Source organism: Hydrogenophaga sp. ANAO-22, from assembly GCF_042466645.1.
Classification (GTDB): domain Bacteria; phylum Pseudomonadota; class Gammaproteobacteria; order Burkholderiales; family Burkholderiaceae_C; genus Hydrogenophaga.
In genome coordinates this window covers 1,621,690-1,635,467 of the sequence record NZ_CP159956.1, presented here as the reverse complement: position 1 = coordinate 1,635,467, position 13,778 = coordinate 1,621,690, and the positions used below count along the sequence as shown (strand labels likewise).

The following is a 13,778-nucleotide window of genomic DNA, read 5'->3' as shown; positions in this document are numbered from 1 at the left end:
GCTTCTACGATCCGTGCTTTTCCACGATCGATCGACCATGGCTGCTCAAATTCTGATCGTCGAAGATGAGCCGCCCATCCAGGAGCTCATCTCGGTCAACCTCACGCGGGCCGGGCATGTGGTGCGCTGCGCATCGGACGCCGAACAGGCGCGCGAGATGCTGTTGCGCTGGCTGCCCGACCTGGTGTTGCTCGACTGGATGCTGCCCGGCATGTCGGGCATGGAGTTCACGCGGCTGCTGCGCTCGGAGGCGCGCACGCGCGACATTCCCATCATCATCCTGTCGGCCCGCATCGAGGAGCGCGACAAGATCGCGGGCCTGGAAGTGGGCGCGGACGACTACATCACCAAGCCCTTCTCGGCGCGCGAGCTGATCGCGCGCATCGCCGTCATCCTGCGCCGCCGCGTGCCGCAGGTCACGGCCGATGTGGTGCGCCTCTCGGGCCTGGTGCTCGATCCCTCGGCCAAGACCGTGGTGGCCGCCGGCATCCCGCTGTCGCTGGGCAGCACCGAGTTCCGCCTGCTGCACTTTCTCGTCACCCACACCGACCGGGTCTACAGCCGTTCGCAGCTGCTCGACCACGTGTGGGGGTCCGACTTCGAGGGCGACGACCGCACGGTGGACGTGCACATCAGCCGCCTGCGCAACGCGCTGCTGCCGGCCGGTCTGGACTCGCTGATCCGCACGGTGCGCGGCAGCGGCTACAGCCTGTCGGTGTCGCCTTGAGACAAGTCGGTCACATGTCCGCTTTGCAACACGGCCCCCACCTTCGCATGGTCCGTTCGGATCAAAAGCATGGCGAAGGCCGGTGGCAACCGGGCCGAATGTCTCGATGTAACCCGCGCTTCACAGAAGCTTCCTAACCTAGGTTTCAACCCGGGCCTGCACAAGGCCCTCACCGTCGCGGAGCGTGTCGTCATGTTGTCCCTCGTTGTTCCCGGCCCGCGGCACTCGCGCGGCTTCACCTTGCTGGAGCTGCTGGTGGTGATGGTCATCATCGGCCTGCTCGCCGGCTTCGTGGGCCCGCGCTTCTTCGCGCAGATCGGCAAGTCCGAGGTGAAGACCGCGCGCGCCCAGATCGATGCGCTGGGCAAGGCGCTCGACCAGTTCCGGCTCGACGTGGGCCGCTACCCGACCAGCGAAGAAGGCCTGGCCGCGCTCAACGAGCGCCCGGGCGCGGACACGCGCTGGAGCGGCCCCTACCTGAAGAAGGGTGTGCCGCCCGATCCCTGGGGCACGCCCTATGTCTACCGCGCGCCAGGTGAACACGGGGAGTACGACCTGCTCTCGCTGGGCAACGACCGCCAGCCCGGTGGCAGCGGCGAAGCCGAAGACATCGTGAGCTGGTGAGCGGCGTCCCATGCGCTACCTCGTGAAGTCGCTGCAGCCCGACCTGTCGATGGCCGTGAGCGCCATCGACGCGGCCACGGCGGACGACGCGCGCCGCCAGGTGCACGCGCTGGGCCATTCGGTGGTGTCGGTCTCGCGCGAGCGCGGCTGGTCGCGCGGTGCCGCGCGCGGCGCTTCTGCCGCTTTCCCGCTGCTGCTGTTCAGCCAGGAGCTGCTCTCGCTGCTGAGCTCGGGCGTGAGCATCGTCGAGGCGGTGGAGACCCTGGCCGAGAAAGAGTCGCGCGCGCCGGTGCGCGCCGTGCTGCAACAGATTCTGCTCAGCCTGCGCGAGGGCCAGACCTTCTCGGGCGCGCTGCAGGCGCTGCCGCAGAACTTTCCCCCGCTGTACGTGGCCACCGTGCGCGCCAGCGAGCGCACCAGCAACCTGGGCGAGGCGCTGGGCCGCTACATCGCCTACGCCACGCAGCTGGAGACGCTGCGCGGCAAGCTGGTGAGCGCGGCCATCTACCCGGCCATGCTGATCGGCGTGAGCAGCCTGGTGATCCTGTTCCTGATGGGCTATGTGGTGCCGCGCTTCGCGCACATCTATGAAGACATGGGCGACCAGCTGCCCCTCATGTCGCGGCTGATGCTGCAGTGGGGCCAGGCGGTCGAACAATATTGGCCGGTGCTGCTGGGCCTGCTGGTGGCGCTGGGCGTGGCGCTGACGTCGGGCGGCGGCCGCTGGCTGGCGCAGCGCATCGCGGGGCAGCTCTGGCGCATCCCCGCCGTGGGCGAGCGCATGCGCGTGTTCCAGCTCGCGCGCCTGTACCGCACGCTGGGCATGCTGCTGCGCGGCGGCATCGCCATCGTGCCCGCGCTGGAGATGGTGGGCGGCCTGCTCTCGCCCGCGCTGCAACCGCGCCTGCGGGCCGCCACCGGCCGCATCCGCGAAGGCCAGCCGATGTCGCACGCCTTCGAGGCCCAGGGCCTGAGCACGGCGGTCTCGCTGCGCATGCTGCGCGTGGGCGAGCGCACCGGCAACATGGGCGAGATGATGGAGCGCGCCGCCGCCTTCCACGACGAGGAACTCGCGCGCTGGGCGGAGTGGGCCACGCGCCTGCTGGGTCCCGCGCTCATGCTGATCATGGGCCTGGTGATCGGCGCCATCGTGGTGCTGATGTATCTGCCGATCTTCCAGCTGGCGGAGAGCGTGCAATGAACGCGCCGCACGAGTTGCCGAACTGGCTGCCCAAGCCCTATGCCGCGGCCGAGCTGCAGGGCGCGCGCCAGGCCGCGCGCACCCCAGGCCCTGGCCTGGCCGACTGGCTGGACGCGCAGGACCTCGCGCTGGGCGACCCGCTGGCCCGCCTGGGCCTGAGCGCGCAGGTCGCCGTGCTGGGCATGGACGAGCTGCACGCGCTGCGACCCGCGTTCGAGCGCCTGCCCTACGGTGAAGCCCTGCAGCGCGAATGCCTGCTGATGCACGGCGACGGTGGCGCGGACCTGTGCCTGGTGATCGCCAACCCCTTCGACACCGACCTGCTGGCCTGGGCCGAGGAGCGCGTGCGCCAGCCCTTGCAGCTGCGGCTGGCGCACCGCGCCGACATCGAGGCCTACCTCGCGCGCCACGAGGACGGCCTGCGCGCCATGGACAGCCTGGTGCCGATGCAGCAGGCCGCGGTGGCCGGCGAGGGCCTGGAGGACATCTCGCTGCGCAGCATCAGCGAGGACAGCAGCCCGGTGGTGCGCCTGGTCAACTCCACGCTGTACGACGCGCTCAAGGCCGGCGCCAGCGACATCCACCTGGAGACGGCGGGTGGCGGCATCACCATCAAGTACCGCATCGACGGCGTGCTCGCCAGCGTGGGCGGCATCCACGGCAGCGAAAACGCCGAGCAGGTGATCTCGCGCATCAAGGTGATGGCCGAACTCGACATCGCCGAGCGCCGCGTGCCGCAGGACGGCCGCTTCAAGGTCGCCGCGCTGGGCCGCGCGATCGACATCCGCGTCTCCATCATGCCCAGCATCCACGGCGAGGACGCGGTGCTGCGGGTGCTCGACAAGGAGCGCCTGTCCGACCAGGTCACCGGCCTGCGGCTGGAGGCCCTGGGCTTCGACGCCGAGACCATGCGCTCGCTGCGCGCGCTCTGCCAGGAGCCCTACGGCATGCTGCTGGCCACCGGCCCCACCGGCAGCGGCAAGACCACCACGCTGTACGCGGCCATCAACGAGATCAACCACGGGCACGACAAGATCGTGACCATCGAGGACCCGGTGGAGTACCAGCTGGCCGCCGTGCTGCAGATCCCGGTCAACGAGAAGAAGGGCCTGACCTTCGCGCGCGGCCTGCGCTCCATCCTGCGGCACGACCCCGACAAGATCATGGTGGGCGAGATCCGCGACGGCGAGACCGCGCAGATCGCGGTGCAGGCCGCGCTCACCGGTCACCTGGTGCTCACCACGGTGCACGCCAACAACGTGTTCGACGTGCTCGGGCGCTTCACCCACATGGGCGTGGACCCCTACAGCCTGGTGGCCGCGCTCAACGGCATCGTGGCCCAGCGCCTGGTGCGCGTGAACTGCCCGGACTGCGCGGTGGACGATGTGCCCACGCCCGAGCTGCTGGCCGACAGCGGACTGAGCGACCTGAGCGGCTTCCACTTCCGCGCCGGGCGCGGCTGCGCCAGCTGCCGGGGCACCGGCTTCAAGGGCCGCAAGGCGGTGGCCGAGGTGCTGCTGCTCGACGACGAGCTGCGCGAGATGATCGTCACGCGCGAGCCGGTGCGGCGCATCAAGGAAGTGGCGCACCAGAAGGGCACGCGCGTGCTGCGCGACGTCGGCCTGGACCTGGTGCGCCGGGGGGAAAGCACCTTGCAGGAGCTCAACCGTGTGGTTCGCTGAACGTCCCTTGCTGCAGGTCGCCCTGCTCGAAGACCGCCTGGTGGTCGATGGCCCGCGCCGCGACGGCGGCGCCGGCACGGACCCCAAACCCCTGCCGCTGGCCGGCGCCGGCGCGGACGAACCGCTGTGGCGGCCCGCCATGGCGCGGCTGGCCGGCTGGCTGCGCGAGGAAAGCCTGCCGCGCGCGCGCCTGCACATCCACCTGAGCAGCCGCTTCGTGCGCTGGCAGCTGCTGGAGTGGCAGCCGCAGCTGACCCAGTCGCAGGAGCTGGAGGCCTATGTGCGCCTGCGCTTTCGCGCCACCTTCGGCGCGGCGGCCGACGGCTGGCGCGTGATGCACGCCGAGCCCATGCCGGGCCGCGCGGTGCCGGCCTGCGCCATCGACGAGGCCCTGGTCGCCGAATTGCAGGCGCTGCGGTCCATCGGCGACGCGCGCGTGGTGCGCATCGCCCCGTACTTCTCGGCCGCCTTCGACCGCTGGTGCGCGCGCCTGGGCCGCCAGACCGCCTGGTTCGGCGCCGCCGAGCCGGGCAGCTTCACGCTGGGCCTGTTGCACAAGGGCGCCTGGCGCGGCCTGCGCTCGATGCGGCATCCCGACGCGGCCGATGGCGGCTGGCGCGGCGTGCTGCCCGCCATGCAGGCGCAGATCGCGCTGGCCAGCGGGCTGGCGCTGCCGCAGGACACGCCGGTGTTCCTCGCGGGCTGCGGCGCCATCCCCGGTCGGCGCGATGCGCCGGGCCTGGTCTGGCTCGCGCCCGAAGGCCGGCACGAACCCGCACAAGGCCTGGCGCGCATGGCCTGGGGAATCTGAAATGAAACACCCCCGCAGCGCTTCGCGCTACCCCCTGAAGGGGGCGACACCAGAGGCCCGGCAAAGCCGGTTCCTCGGTGTCTCTCGACGGCGCTGCTTCATGCGGCACGGGTGTCGCATCGATGGAATGGATGGCTGACATGCAAAGGCTGCGCATCGACTTTCTCAACCGCCGGCCACCCGCTTCGCTGCTGGGTTGGGCGCTCACGCTGGTGGGGGTGGCCAGCATGGCCGTGGCCGCGCTGGACTACGGCCAGGCGCGCGACGAACTGCAGTCCACGCTGGACCACGCCGAGCGCCAGGCGCGCGGCAGCAAGCAGCGCGCGCGAAGCGGCGCGGCGCCGGCCGTGGCGCCTGAACTGGTGCGCGCCAGCGCGCGCGCCGATGCGGCGCTCACACAACCCTGGGGCCGCCTGCTGCGCGAACTCGAAACCGTGGCCGACACCCGCGTGGCCCTGCTCGGCGTGGAAGCGCAGGGCGCGGCGCGCACCCTGCGCATCACCGCCGAGGCCGCCAACATGGCCGACGCGGTGGACTACGTCGAGCGCCTGCGCCAGTCCGCGCTGACGAAATCGGCGGTGCTCGGCTCGCACGAGTGGCGCAACGCGGAGGGCGTGGAGGTGATCCGCTTCTCGGTGGACATGGCCTGGGGAGCGCCTTCGTGAGCCCCAACCTCATGGCGCATTTGCGCTTCGCCCTGCGGCGCCACGGCTGGCCCGCGCCGCTGGGTGGGCTGCTGGTGCTGCTGGCCGTGGTGCTGGCGCACTGGGGCGCCGACGGCGCGCGCGCGCAGGCCGAGGCGCTGCGCGCGTCGCTGGCCAGCGAGCGCGAGCGCGTGGCGCGCCAGCCCGACCCGGCGGCCGACCAGGCCAGCCGGCTCGAAGGCCTGCAGCGGCAGCTGCCCGATGCCGCCGCCGCGCTGGAAGCGGTGCAGTTCATCCACCGCAGCGCGGCCGAACACGGCGTGACGCTGGCCACCGGCGAGTACCGCCTGGTGCGCGAGGGCGGCGCGCGCCTGCAGCGTTACCAGATCACGCTGCCGGCCGATGGCGACTACCCGGCCCTGCGCGCGTGGCTGGCCGAGGTGCTCAACCGCCTGCCCTCGATCGCGCTCGACGACCTCAGCCTCTCGCGCGGTGCCACCGGCGAGCAGCGCGTCGAGGCGCGGGTGCGCTGGTCTTTCTACCTGAGGACGCCGTGATGGCCCTCTCGCGATCGACAGGCCTGCTGCTCGGCCTGGCCTTCACGCTGGCCGCGACCTGGTACGCGGCCGGCATCGAGGCGCCCGAAGACGACCTGCTGGCCGAGGCCACCGCGCCGCAGCGCCCGGCGCGCGCGCCGGTGGCCACGCCCAAGGCCGATCCCCTCGGCGCCGAAGCGCCGGCCGATGGCGCGCCGCGCATGGAGGCCGCTGCCGGCAACCTGTTCGCGGTCCGCAGCTGGCGCCCGCCCGCGCCCCCGCCGCCCGTCGAGGTGCAGGCGCCGCCGCCCAGCGCGCCGCCGCTGCCCTACCGCTACGTCGGCCGCATGGAGGAAGGCGGCGCCGTCGTGGTCTTCCTGGCCGAGGGCGCGGCCGACGCGCGGCCGCGCCTGGTGCGCCAGGGCGACCAATGGCCCAACTACCGCGTCGACGAGATCACCCCGCAGGGCATGCGCCTGACCTACCTGCCGCTCAATGAAACGCAGCGCCTGCTGTTTGGAAGCCCGAATTGAACCTCTTGCCCCTCTCCAGCCGCTTCGCGGCCGTCCTGGTGCTGGCCGTGAGCGCCGGTTGCGCCACGCACCCCGCCATCCGCGAGAGCGAAGCCCTGATGGCCGCCGGCCGGCTCGACGAAAGCGTGACCCGCCTCGAAGAGGGCCTGCGCGAATCGGGCAACCACAACGAGCTGCGCACCACCTACTTCCGCCAGCGCGACCGCGTCTCGGCGCAGCTGGGCGCGCAGGCCGAGGCCGAGCGCCTGGCCGGCCGGCTCGATGAGGCGCAGGCGCTGTACCAGCGCGCGCAGAAGATCGACCCCAACAACCCGCGCCTGCGCGACGGCCTGATCGCGCTGGAGAACGAGCGCCGCGTCGCCGCGCGCATGGTCGAGGCGCGCGCCCTGCTGGCCAAACGCGACAACGCGGGCGCCGAGAAGGTGCTGCGCGAGGTGCTGTCGCTCGCGCCGACCCAGGTCGAGGCCCGCCGCGCGCTCGAGCGCGTGCGCGCCGAGGCGCCGCGCCCCGACGAGCCGCCGCAGGCCCTGGCCGCCGCGCTGAGCAAACCCATCACGCTCGATTTCCGCGAGGTGCAGATCAAGCAGGTGTTCGACGTGATCGCGCGCACCTCGGGCGTGAACTTCGTGTTCGACAAGGACGTGCGCTCGGACGCGCGCGTCACCATCTTCGTGCGCAACGCCAGCGTGGAGGAGGTGATCGGCCTGGTGCTCACCACCAACCAGCTCGAGCGCAAGCTGCTCAACGAGAACACGCTGATGATCTACCCCAACACGCCGGCCAAGGCGCGCGACTACAAGGAGCTGGTCACGCGCAGCTTCTTCCTCGCCAACGCGGACGTGAAGCAGGCGCAGGCCATGGTGCGCACCATCGTGAAGACGCGCGACATCTTCATCGACGAGAAGCTCAACCTGATGATCATCAAGGACACCGCCGAGGCGGTGCGCCTGGCCGAGCGTCTGCTGTCCTCGCTGGACATGGCCGAGCCCGAGGTGATGCTGGACGTGGAGGTGCTGGAGGTCACGCGCAGCCGCCTGCAGGAGCTGGGCCTGCGCTTCCCCGACCAGATCGGCTACGGCCGGCTGCAGCCCGACGTCGCCACCACCATCGTCAACAACGGCGTGACGCAGAGCAACACCGCGCTGGGCGGCCGGCTCGCCGAAGGGTATGTGGACCTGCGCAACCGCAGCGGCCTGACCTCCTTCGTGGCCAACCCCGCCATCACGCTCAACCTGCGCAGCGAGGCCGGCGACGGCAACACCCTGGCCAACCCGCGCATCCGCGTGAAGAACCGCGAGAAGGCCAAGATCCACATCGGCGACAAGCTGCCGGTGTTCACCACCACCTCCACCGCCAACGTGGGTGTGTCGTCCTCGGTGTCCTACCTCGACGTGGGCCTCAAGCTCGACGTGGAGCCCAACGTCTACCTCGACGACGAGGTCGGCATCAAGGTGCAGCTGGAGGTGAGCTCGGTGATCCGCGAGGTGACCGGCCCGTCGAACTCGCTGGCCTACCAGATCGGCACGCGCAGCGCGGGCACGGTGCTGCGCCTGCGCGATGGCGAGACGCAGGTGCTCGCCGGCCTGATCAACGACGAGGAGCGCAGCAGCGCCAACCGCCTGCCCGGCCTGGGCGACATCCCGGCCATCGGTCGCCTGTTCTCCAGCACGCGCGACAACAACAGCAAGACCGAGATCGTGCTGCTGATCACGCCGCGCATCGTGCGCAACGTGGCGCGGCCCGACAGCAACGCCTTCAACGAACCCGCCGGCTCCGAAGCCAGCGTGGGCGCGCCGCCGCTGCAGTTGAAGAGCACCGCGCCGCGCACGCTCTCGCTCAGCGGGGGCGCCGCGCCGCGCGCGGCCGCGGCGCCGCCGTCGACTCCGCGCCCGGCCGATACGCCCGCCCCCACTGCCGCCGATGCGCCGGCCACGGCCGACGAAGCGCCCGCCGAGCCGCGCGATCCGCCCAGCGCGGCGCCCGCGCCCGCGCCGGGTTCGCCCGCCGCGCCACCGGCGGCGCCCAGCGCGCCGTCCTCCGTCATCCTCACGCCCGTCGCGCCGCTGGCGCCCGAGCGCCCCACCGGCCAGTCCCCATGATCCGCCGGGCCCGGGGCTTCACGCTCATCGAACTGGTGGTCACCGTGGCCATCGTCGCCATCCTGGCGTCGGTCGCGGTGCCCCTGGTGGAGCTGAATGTGCAGCGGGCCAGGGAGCACGAATTGCGCAGCGCGCTGCGGCAGATCCGGGGCGCGCTCGACGCCCACAAGCGCGCGGTGGAAGAGGGCCGCGTGGAGGCGCGCGTGGGCGGCAGTGGCTACCCGGCCTCGCTCGACGACCTGGTGAAGGGCGTGCCCGATGCGAAGAGTCCCACGCCCGCGCGCATCCTGTTCCTGCGCCGCCTGCCGCGCGATCCGTTCTCGCCCGACCGAGAAGCGAGCGCCGCTGAGACCTGGGGCCAACGCGCCTACAACAGCCCGCCCGACGCGCCCGCCCCGGGCAACGACGTGTACGACGTCTACTCGCGCTCGGGTCGCATCGGCCTCAACGGCCAACCGTACCGGGAGTGGTGATGCGAGCCCGTGGTTTCACCCTCATCGAACTCATGGTGGTCATGGCCATCATCGCCACGCTGCTGACCCTCGTGACGCCGCGTTATTTCGCGCACCTGGACCGCGCGCGAGAGACCGCGCTGCGCGAGACGCTCGCCGTCACGCGCGACGCGATCGACAAGTTTCACGCCGACAACGACCGCTACCCCGCCACGCTCGCCGAGCTGGTGGACAAGCGGTACCTGCGCGGCCTGCCCACCGATCCCATCACCCAGAGCAACGACGGCTGGACGCTGGTGCCGCCTCCGACGCGGCCCGGCGAAGAGACCGTGGGGGTGACGGGCGGGGTGTGGGACATCCGCAGTGGCGCCATCGAGGAGGGAAAGACGTATGAACAATGGTGAGCGCGCGAGCGCGCGCAGGGGCCGCCAACGGGGCTTCGGTTATCTCATGGTGCTGTTCGCGCTGGCGGCCATGGGCCTCACGCTGGCCGGCGCGGGCGAGGTGTGGCACACCGCCGCGCGGCGCGACAAGGAGGCCGAGCTGCTGTTCGTGGGACAGCAGTTCCGCCTCGCGCTCGCCTCGTACCGCGACCGCAGCCCGGTGGGCTCGCCCACCGCGCCGGCCACGCTGGACGAGCTGCTGCAGGACCGGCGCTTCCCCATGCCGGTGCGGCACCTGCGGCGGGTCTGGCGCGACCCGCTGACCAACGACACGGCCTGGGCGCTGGTGAAGGCCGGGGACCGCATCGTGGGCATCCACAGCCGCTCGACGGCCGAGCCCTTGCGCACCGCCTTCGAGTCGCGCGACGCGGCGTTCGCCGGCAAGGCTTCGTACAACCAGTGGGTGTTCGAGGCCGGTGGCGCGAGCGCGCCCACGGCCGCGCCCCAGGCCGGGGAGGGCGCGACATGAGCCCGACCAAGTCGTTTGTCCGCCTCAACGCGAGCGACCTCGAGCACCTGCTCATGACCATCGAGCGCGCGCTCGAGGTGCAGACGCGCTCGCAGTTCTTCCTCTGGGCGCAGGGCGCGCTGCAGGGCTTCATCGCGCACCAGGCCCTGTGGTGCGCGCACGGCGACGTGGAGCGCATGCGCCTGCGCGTGGAATCGTTCTCCAGCGGCGTGACCAGCGCGCGCGTGGAGGCCCAGGTCACCGACCCGACCGACGGCCTGCTGCCGCGCCTGGTGGACGACTGGCTGCGCGGGGGGCGCGTGCCGCGCCTGCTCAGCTGCCAGGGCGGCGACCAGGTGGGGCGGCGGCAGCTCATCAGCGACCTGAGGAACTGCGGCTTCGAGCACGTGGCCGTGCACGGCGTGCGCGAGGTGCAGGGCGAGTACGGCAGCTTCTTCGTCTTCGCCGGGCTGGACCATGTGCCCAACGAGCGCGATGCCTACCTGCTGGAGCTGCTCATGCCCCACCTGCACCTGGCCTTGCACCGCATGCGCCTGCGCGAGAGCGGGCAGGGCAGCGCCGAGATGCAGCCCGCCACGCTGTTGTCCAAGCGCGAGATCCAGGTGCTGCACTGGGTGAAGAACGGCAAGACCAACCAGGAGATCGGGCTGATCCTGGGCATCAGCCCGCCCACGGTGAAGAACCACCTGCAGAAGATCATGCGCAAGCTCAATGTGAACAACCGAGCGCAGGCCGTGGGCAAGAGCGCCACGCTGCGGCTGATCGCGCACACCGACACGGTGTGAGCCGATCCGGGTGAAGGGGTGTGTGACGGATTTCACTACCTGAACGGACTATTCAGAGCCAGGAACCGCACCCATGAGGTGCAACGTTGGATTTTTAAAGTCTTCCCTGTTCAACCCAGTCTTTGGCGTTGACCAGCGCGAAAAGTTCCTTGTCTTCCGTTCCCCGTTCCTTCACCTACAGATTGGACTCACACATGAAACTCAAACTGATTGCATTGGTGGCCCTGCTGGGCGCCGCAGCCGGTTCCGCCCAGGCCGCCATCGCCGACGCCACCTCCGGCAATGGCGAACTGGTCCTCAACCTGCGTTACTACAACGGCTCACCCACCACCGGCAACAACGACTACTCCGCGCTGTTCGACCTGGGCGCCGTGATGTCGTCCTTCGCCGACAACCGCAACACCGCCGGCTTCACGCAGAGCTTCTCGCTGACCGACCCGAACTACGGTGGCGTGTACGACTCGTTCCTGAGCGCCGTCGGCGCCGCGGGCGCGGCCGCCATCGAGTTCAGCGTCATCGCGCTCAACAACGTCGGCACCGCCCTGGGCAATGCCAGCTACCTCACGACCTCGGTGCTCAACACCGTGAACGTGACGCCCGGTGCGCTCAACGCGTTCCAGAACCTGAACCCCTACATCCTCGCCAACAACACCCGCGGCACGCACGCCACCGAAGCCAACGGCGCCAGCTGGGCCAGTTCCGCCGACATCGCTTCATCGCCCAGCGCCTACTACGGTGCCGTGCCCGCCGCCAACGGCGACAACTGGGTCGGCCAGGGTCCCGATTCGACGGCCCGCCTGAACGTGGCCCAGAACTTCTTCTACCTCGCCGGCGACGGCACCCGCGCCGCCTTCGGCGTGGACATCGACGGCAACGGCGTGATCGCCGGTGAAGAGTTCGGCAAGTGGACCTTCGACGTGGCCACCGCCACGCTGACCTTCGCCAACCCCGTGCCGGAACCCGAGACCTACGCGATGCTGCTCGCCGGCCTGGGCCTGATGGCTGGCGTGGCCCGCCGCCGCAGCCGCCGCCAGGCCTGATCGGCCTGCCCGGGTCCGCCGCTTCGCGCGGGCCCGGTTCTCCCGCTTGCATTCCCCGTTCCTCTTTCCCAACCTCCATCGGAATCCACCATGAAACTCGGCAAACTCGCTCTTGCCTGCGCCGCCCTGTGCGCCGCACCCGCTTTCGCCCTCACGCCGGCCCAGGTCGAAGCCTCCGGCAACCTCAAGGAAGTCTGGATCACCGGCGCCTCCGCCGTGCTGAACAACGCCTTCCAGGGCTTCGCCACCCTGTGCTCGGGCGCCACCTACCGCAACGCCGCTGGCGTGGTGGTGACCAACCCCGGCACGATGAACCTGTCGGTCTACCTGCAGAACACCGGCGCCAGTGCCCTGGCGCCGGGCCAGGGCGCCGGCAACAACGTGGCCTACGCCTGCACCGTGAACACCGTGGACGGCCGTGCCGGTGCCTTCGAAGGCGCTGACGTGGTGGTCTACCACACCGTCGAAGGCGGTTCCTTCAACGCCTACACCCCGTCCCTGCGCGCCTTCGGCGACACCAACGCCGAAATCCCCGCCACGCTGACCCGCACCACCGACCTGCGCCAGCTCGACAATGGCAGCAACTGCGCCGTCGCCGCGCCGGCCACCGCCTCGCTGACCATCTCCGGCCAGGCCAACAGCGTGCGCCGCTACACCAACTGCGCCCGCACCACCGTGACCCTGGCCACGCCCACCGTGGCCGCCTCGGTCAACGTCGCGGGCGACGTCGCACCGAAGCAGTCCTCGGGCGGCTTCTCGGACACCGAGTACAAGATCAACCAGACCCTGCTGAACATCGCCACCTCGGTCGATGAATTGGGCACGACCTACCGAACCAACGTGGCACAGGCCTTCGGCGTCGGCGTGAGCAAGAAGCTCTACCGCCAGCTGCAGAAGAGCCAGGGCCTGATCAACACCGTGGCCGACGACGGCGAGCTGTGCGACACCATGGTGCCAGGCGCCTGCCAGCCTTCGATCTCCACCGCCCAGTACGCCTCGATCGCCGCGGTGAATACCGGCGGCACGATCAACGGCGCGTTCTTCGGTGGCTCGTCCGCCGACACCGTGCAGCTGCTGCGCCGTGCGCAAACCTCGGGCACGCAATCGGCCTCCACGATCCAGTTCCTGAACAACCCCTGCGGCGTGGCCGAAAACACCGGCTTCTACGTGCCCCTGCGCCGTGCCGACGTGTACAGCGGCAACACCCCGCTGACCAAGCTGCTGGTCGAAGAGCACAGCTCCAGCGGCAACGTTTCGGGTGGCCTGGTCACCGCCGCCAACAACAGCTACGCCCTGGGCGTGCTGTCGATGGAAAACGCGCGCGATGCCAACGGCAACTGGGCCTATGTCCGCCTCAACGGCGCTTCGCCCAACGCGCAGGTCGGCCTCAACGGTGTGGAAACCGAAGACCTGAACAACCGCGTCAACGCGGTGCGTGGCACCTACCCGATGTGGTTCGAGCTCGAAGGCTTCGTGCCCTACGAGCAGTCGGGCGGCGACGGCGATGCCTACATCTCCAGCGTGATCGCTTCCCTGGGCAACCCGGAAATCACCAACCTGCGCGGCCTGTTCATCACCGGCGCCGCCGGCGTGCCGGCCAACGGCGCCAACGTGTCGGAATTCACCCGCAACGCGCTGTCCTGCCAGCCCGCCCTGAAGCCCTGACCGGTCTCAGCGCACTCCTTCGGCCGCCCTGCCGGGCGGGCCGATGTCGGCGAAACGCGGCCTGCCG

15 protein-coding genes are annotated in these 13,778 nt (G+C 70.7%); all 15 read left to right on the top strand.

Going from position 1 to position 13,778, the window contains the following annotated elements; translation table 11 throughout:
- The first annotated feature begins 37 nt into the window (after window positions 1-37).
- The 15 genes from phoB (at window position 38) to ABSY19_RS07585 (ending at window position 13,711) form a co-directional block, all read left to right on the top strand.
- Window positions 38-727, top strand: a complete 690-nt coding sequence (gene phoB, locus ABSY19_RS07655) for a phosphate regulon transcriptional regulator PhoB (protein ID WP_382160906.1) — start codon at window positions 38-40, stop codon at window positions 725-727.
- Between the two features lie 192 nt (window positions 728-919).
- Entirely contained in the window at window positions 920-1,351 is a 432-nt protein-coding gene (gene gspG, locus ABSY19_RS07650; RefSeq protein WP_382160903.1) for a type II secretion system major pseudopilin GspG, read from the top strand.
- A 10-nt stretch (window positions 1,352-1,361) separates the two neighbouring features.
- A complete protein-coding gene (locus ABSY19_RS07645) occupies window positions 1,362-2,552 on the top strand; it encodes a type II secretion system F family protein (RefSeq protein WP_382160900.1) in 1,191 nt (396 codons plus the stop codon).
- The gene (locus tag ABSY19_RS07640; protein WP_382160897.1) at window positions 2,549-4,234 is read left to right on the top strand and encodes a GspE/PulE family protein; all 1,686 of its coding nucleotides are present in this window, start codon (window positions 2,549-2,551) and stop codon (window positions 4,232-4,234) included. The genes ABSY19_RS07645 and ABSY19_RS07640 overlap by 4 nt, the downstream gene beginning before the upstream one ends.
- Complete coding sequence (locus ABSY19_RS07635) at window positions 4,221-5,045, top strand: hypothetical protein (protein ID WP_382160894.1); 825 nt, start codon at window positions 4,221-4,223, stop codon at window positions 5,043-5,045. The genes ABSY19_RS07640 and ABSY19_RS07635 overlap by 14 nt, the downstream gene beginning before the upstream one ends.
- Before the next feature lie 140 nt (window positions 5,046-5,185).
- Window positions 5,186-5,710, top strand: coding sequence for a PilN domain-containing protein (locus tag ABSY19_RS07630; protein ID WP_382160891.1), 525 nt, complete (start codon window positions 5,186-5,188; stop codon window positions 5,708-5,710).
- A complete protein-coding gene (locus tag ABSY19_RS07625) occupies window positions 5,707-6,246 on the top strand; it encodes a GspMb/PilO family protein (RefSeq protein ID WP_382160888.1) in 540 nt (179 codons plus the stop codon). Before ABSY19_RS07630 ends, ABSY19_RS07625 begins: the two co-directional genes overlap by 4 nt.
- Window positions 6,246-6,758, top strand: a complete 513-nt coding sequence (locus tag ABSY19_RS07620; protein WP_382160886.1) for a hypothetical protein — start codon at window positions 6,246-6,248, stop codon at window positions 6,756-6,758. Before ABSY19_RS07625 ends, ABSY19_RS07620 begins: the two co-directional genes overlap by 1 nt.
- Entirely contained in the window at window positions 6,755-8,857 is a 2,103-nt protein-coding gene (locus tag ABSY19_RS07615) for a secretin and TonB N-terminal domain-containing protein (RefSeq protein WP_382160883.1), read from the top strand. The genes ABSY19_RS07620 and ABSY19_RS07615 overlap by 4 nt, the downstream gene beginning before the upstream one ends.
- Window positions 8,854-9,330 carry a type II secretion system protein gene (locus ABSY19_RS07610; protein ID WP_382160881.1) on the top strand — a complete coding sequence of 159 codons (477 nt, stop codon included), beginning with the start codon at window positions 8,854-8,856 and terminating at the stop codon, window positions 9,328-9,330. Before ABSY19_RS07615 ends, ABSY19_RS07610 begins: the two co-directional genes overlap by 4 nt.
- A complete protein-coding gene (locus tag ABSY19_RS07605) occupies window positions 9,330-9,713 on the top strand; it encodes a type II secretion system protein (RefSeq protein ID WP_382160878.1) in 384 nt (127 codons plus the stop codon). The genes ABSY19_RS07610 and ABSY19_RS07605 overlap by 1 nt, the downstream gene beginning before the upstream one ends.
- Entirely contained in the window at window positions 9,700-10,221 is a 522-nt protein-coding gene (locus tag ABSY19_RS07600; RefSeq protein WP_382160875.1) for a type II secretion system protein, read from the top strand. Before ABSY19_RS07605 ends, ABSY19_RS07600 begins: the two co-directional genes overlap by 14 nt.
- Complete coding sequence (epsA, locus tag ABSY19_RS07595) at window positions 10,218-11,006, top strand: XrtB/PEP-CTERM-associated transcriptional regulator EpsA (protein WP_382160872.1); 789 nt, start codon at window positions 10,218-10,220, stop codon at window positions 11,004-11,006. The genes ABSY19_RS07600 and epsA overlap by 4 nt, the downstream gene beginning before the upstream one ends.
- A gap of 194 nt (window positions 11,007-11,200) precedes the next feature.
- Window positions 11,201-12,046, top strand: coding sequence for a PEP-CTERM sorting domain-containing protein (locus ABSY19_RS07590; protein WP_382160870.1), 846 nt, complete (start codon window positions 11,201-11,203; stop codon window positions 12,044-12,046).
- Between the two features lie 90 nt (window positions 12,047-12,136).
- Window positions 12,137-13,711, top strand: a complete 1,575-nt coding sequence (locus ABSY19_RS07585) for a hypothetical protein (RefSeq protein ID WP_382160868.1) — start codon at window positions 12,137-12,139, stop codon at window positions 13,709-13,711.
- The last annotated feature ends 67 nt before the right edge of the window (window positions 13,712-13,778 follow it).

Bases quoted from the DNA above. Each gene is read 5' to 3' on its own strand.
- ABSY19_RS07645 (WP_382160900.1), top strand. From the start codon at position 1,362: ATGCGCTACCTCGTGAAGTCGCTGCAGCCCGACCTGTCGATGGCCGTG.
- ABSY19_RS07630 (WP_382160891.1), top strand. From the start codon at position 5,186: ATGCAAAGGCTGCGCATCGACTTTCTCAACCGCCGGCCACCCGCTTCG.
- gspG (WP_382160903.1), top strand. From the start codon at position 920: ATGTTGTCCCTCGTTGTTCCCGGCCCGCGGCACTCGCGCGGCTTCACC.
- ABSY19_RS07605 (WP_382160878.1), top strand. From the start codon at position 9,330: ATGCGAGCCCGTGGTTTCACCCTCATCGAACTCATGGTGGTCATGGCC.
- ABSY19_RS07590 (WP_382160870.1), top strand. From the start codon at position 11,201: ATGAAACTCAAACTGATTGCATTGGTGGCCCTGCTGGGCGCCGCAGCC.
- ABSY19_RS07600 (WP_382160875.1), top strand. From the start codon at position 9,700: ATGAACAATGGTGAGCGCGCGAGCGCGCGCAGGGGCCGCCAACGGGGC.
- ABSY19_RS07585 (WP_382160868.1), top strand. From the start codon at position 12,137: ATGAAACTCGGCAAACTCGCTCTTGCCTGCGCCGCCCTGTGCGCCGCA.
- ABSY19_RS07610 (WP_382160881.1), top strand. From the start codon at position 8,854: ATGATCCGCCGGGCCCGGGGCTTCACGCTCATCGAACTGGTGGTCACC.
- epsA (WP_382160872.1), top strand. From the start codon at position 10,218: ATGAGCCCGACCAAGTCGTTTGTCCGCCTCAACGCGAGCGACCTCGAG.
- phoB (WP_382160906.1), top strand. From the start codon at position 38: ATGGCTGCTCAAATTCTGATCGTCGAAGATGAGCCGCCCATCCAGGAG.
- ABSY19_RS07640 (WP_382160897.1), top strand. From the start codon at position 2,549: ATGAACGCGCCGCACGAGTTGCCGAACTGGCTGCCCAAGCCCTATGCC.
- ABSY19_RS07620 (WP_382160886.1), top strand. From the start codon at position 6,246: ATGGCCCTCTCGCGATCGACAGGCCTGCTGCTCGGCCTGGCCTTCACG.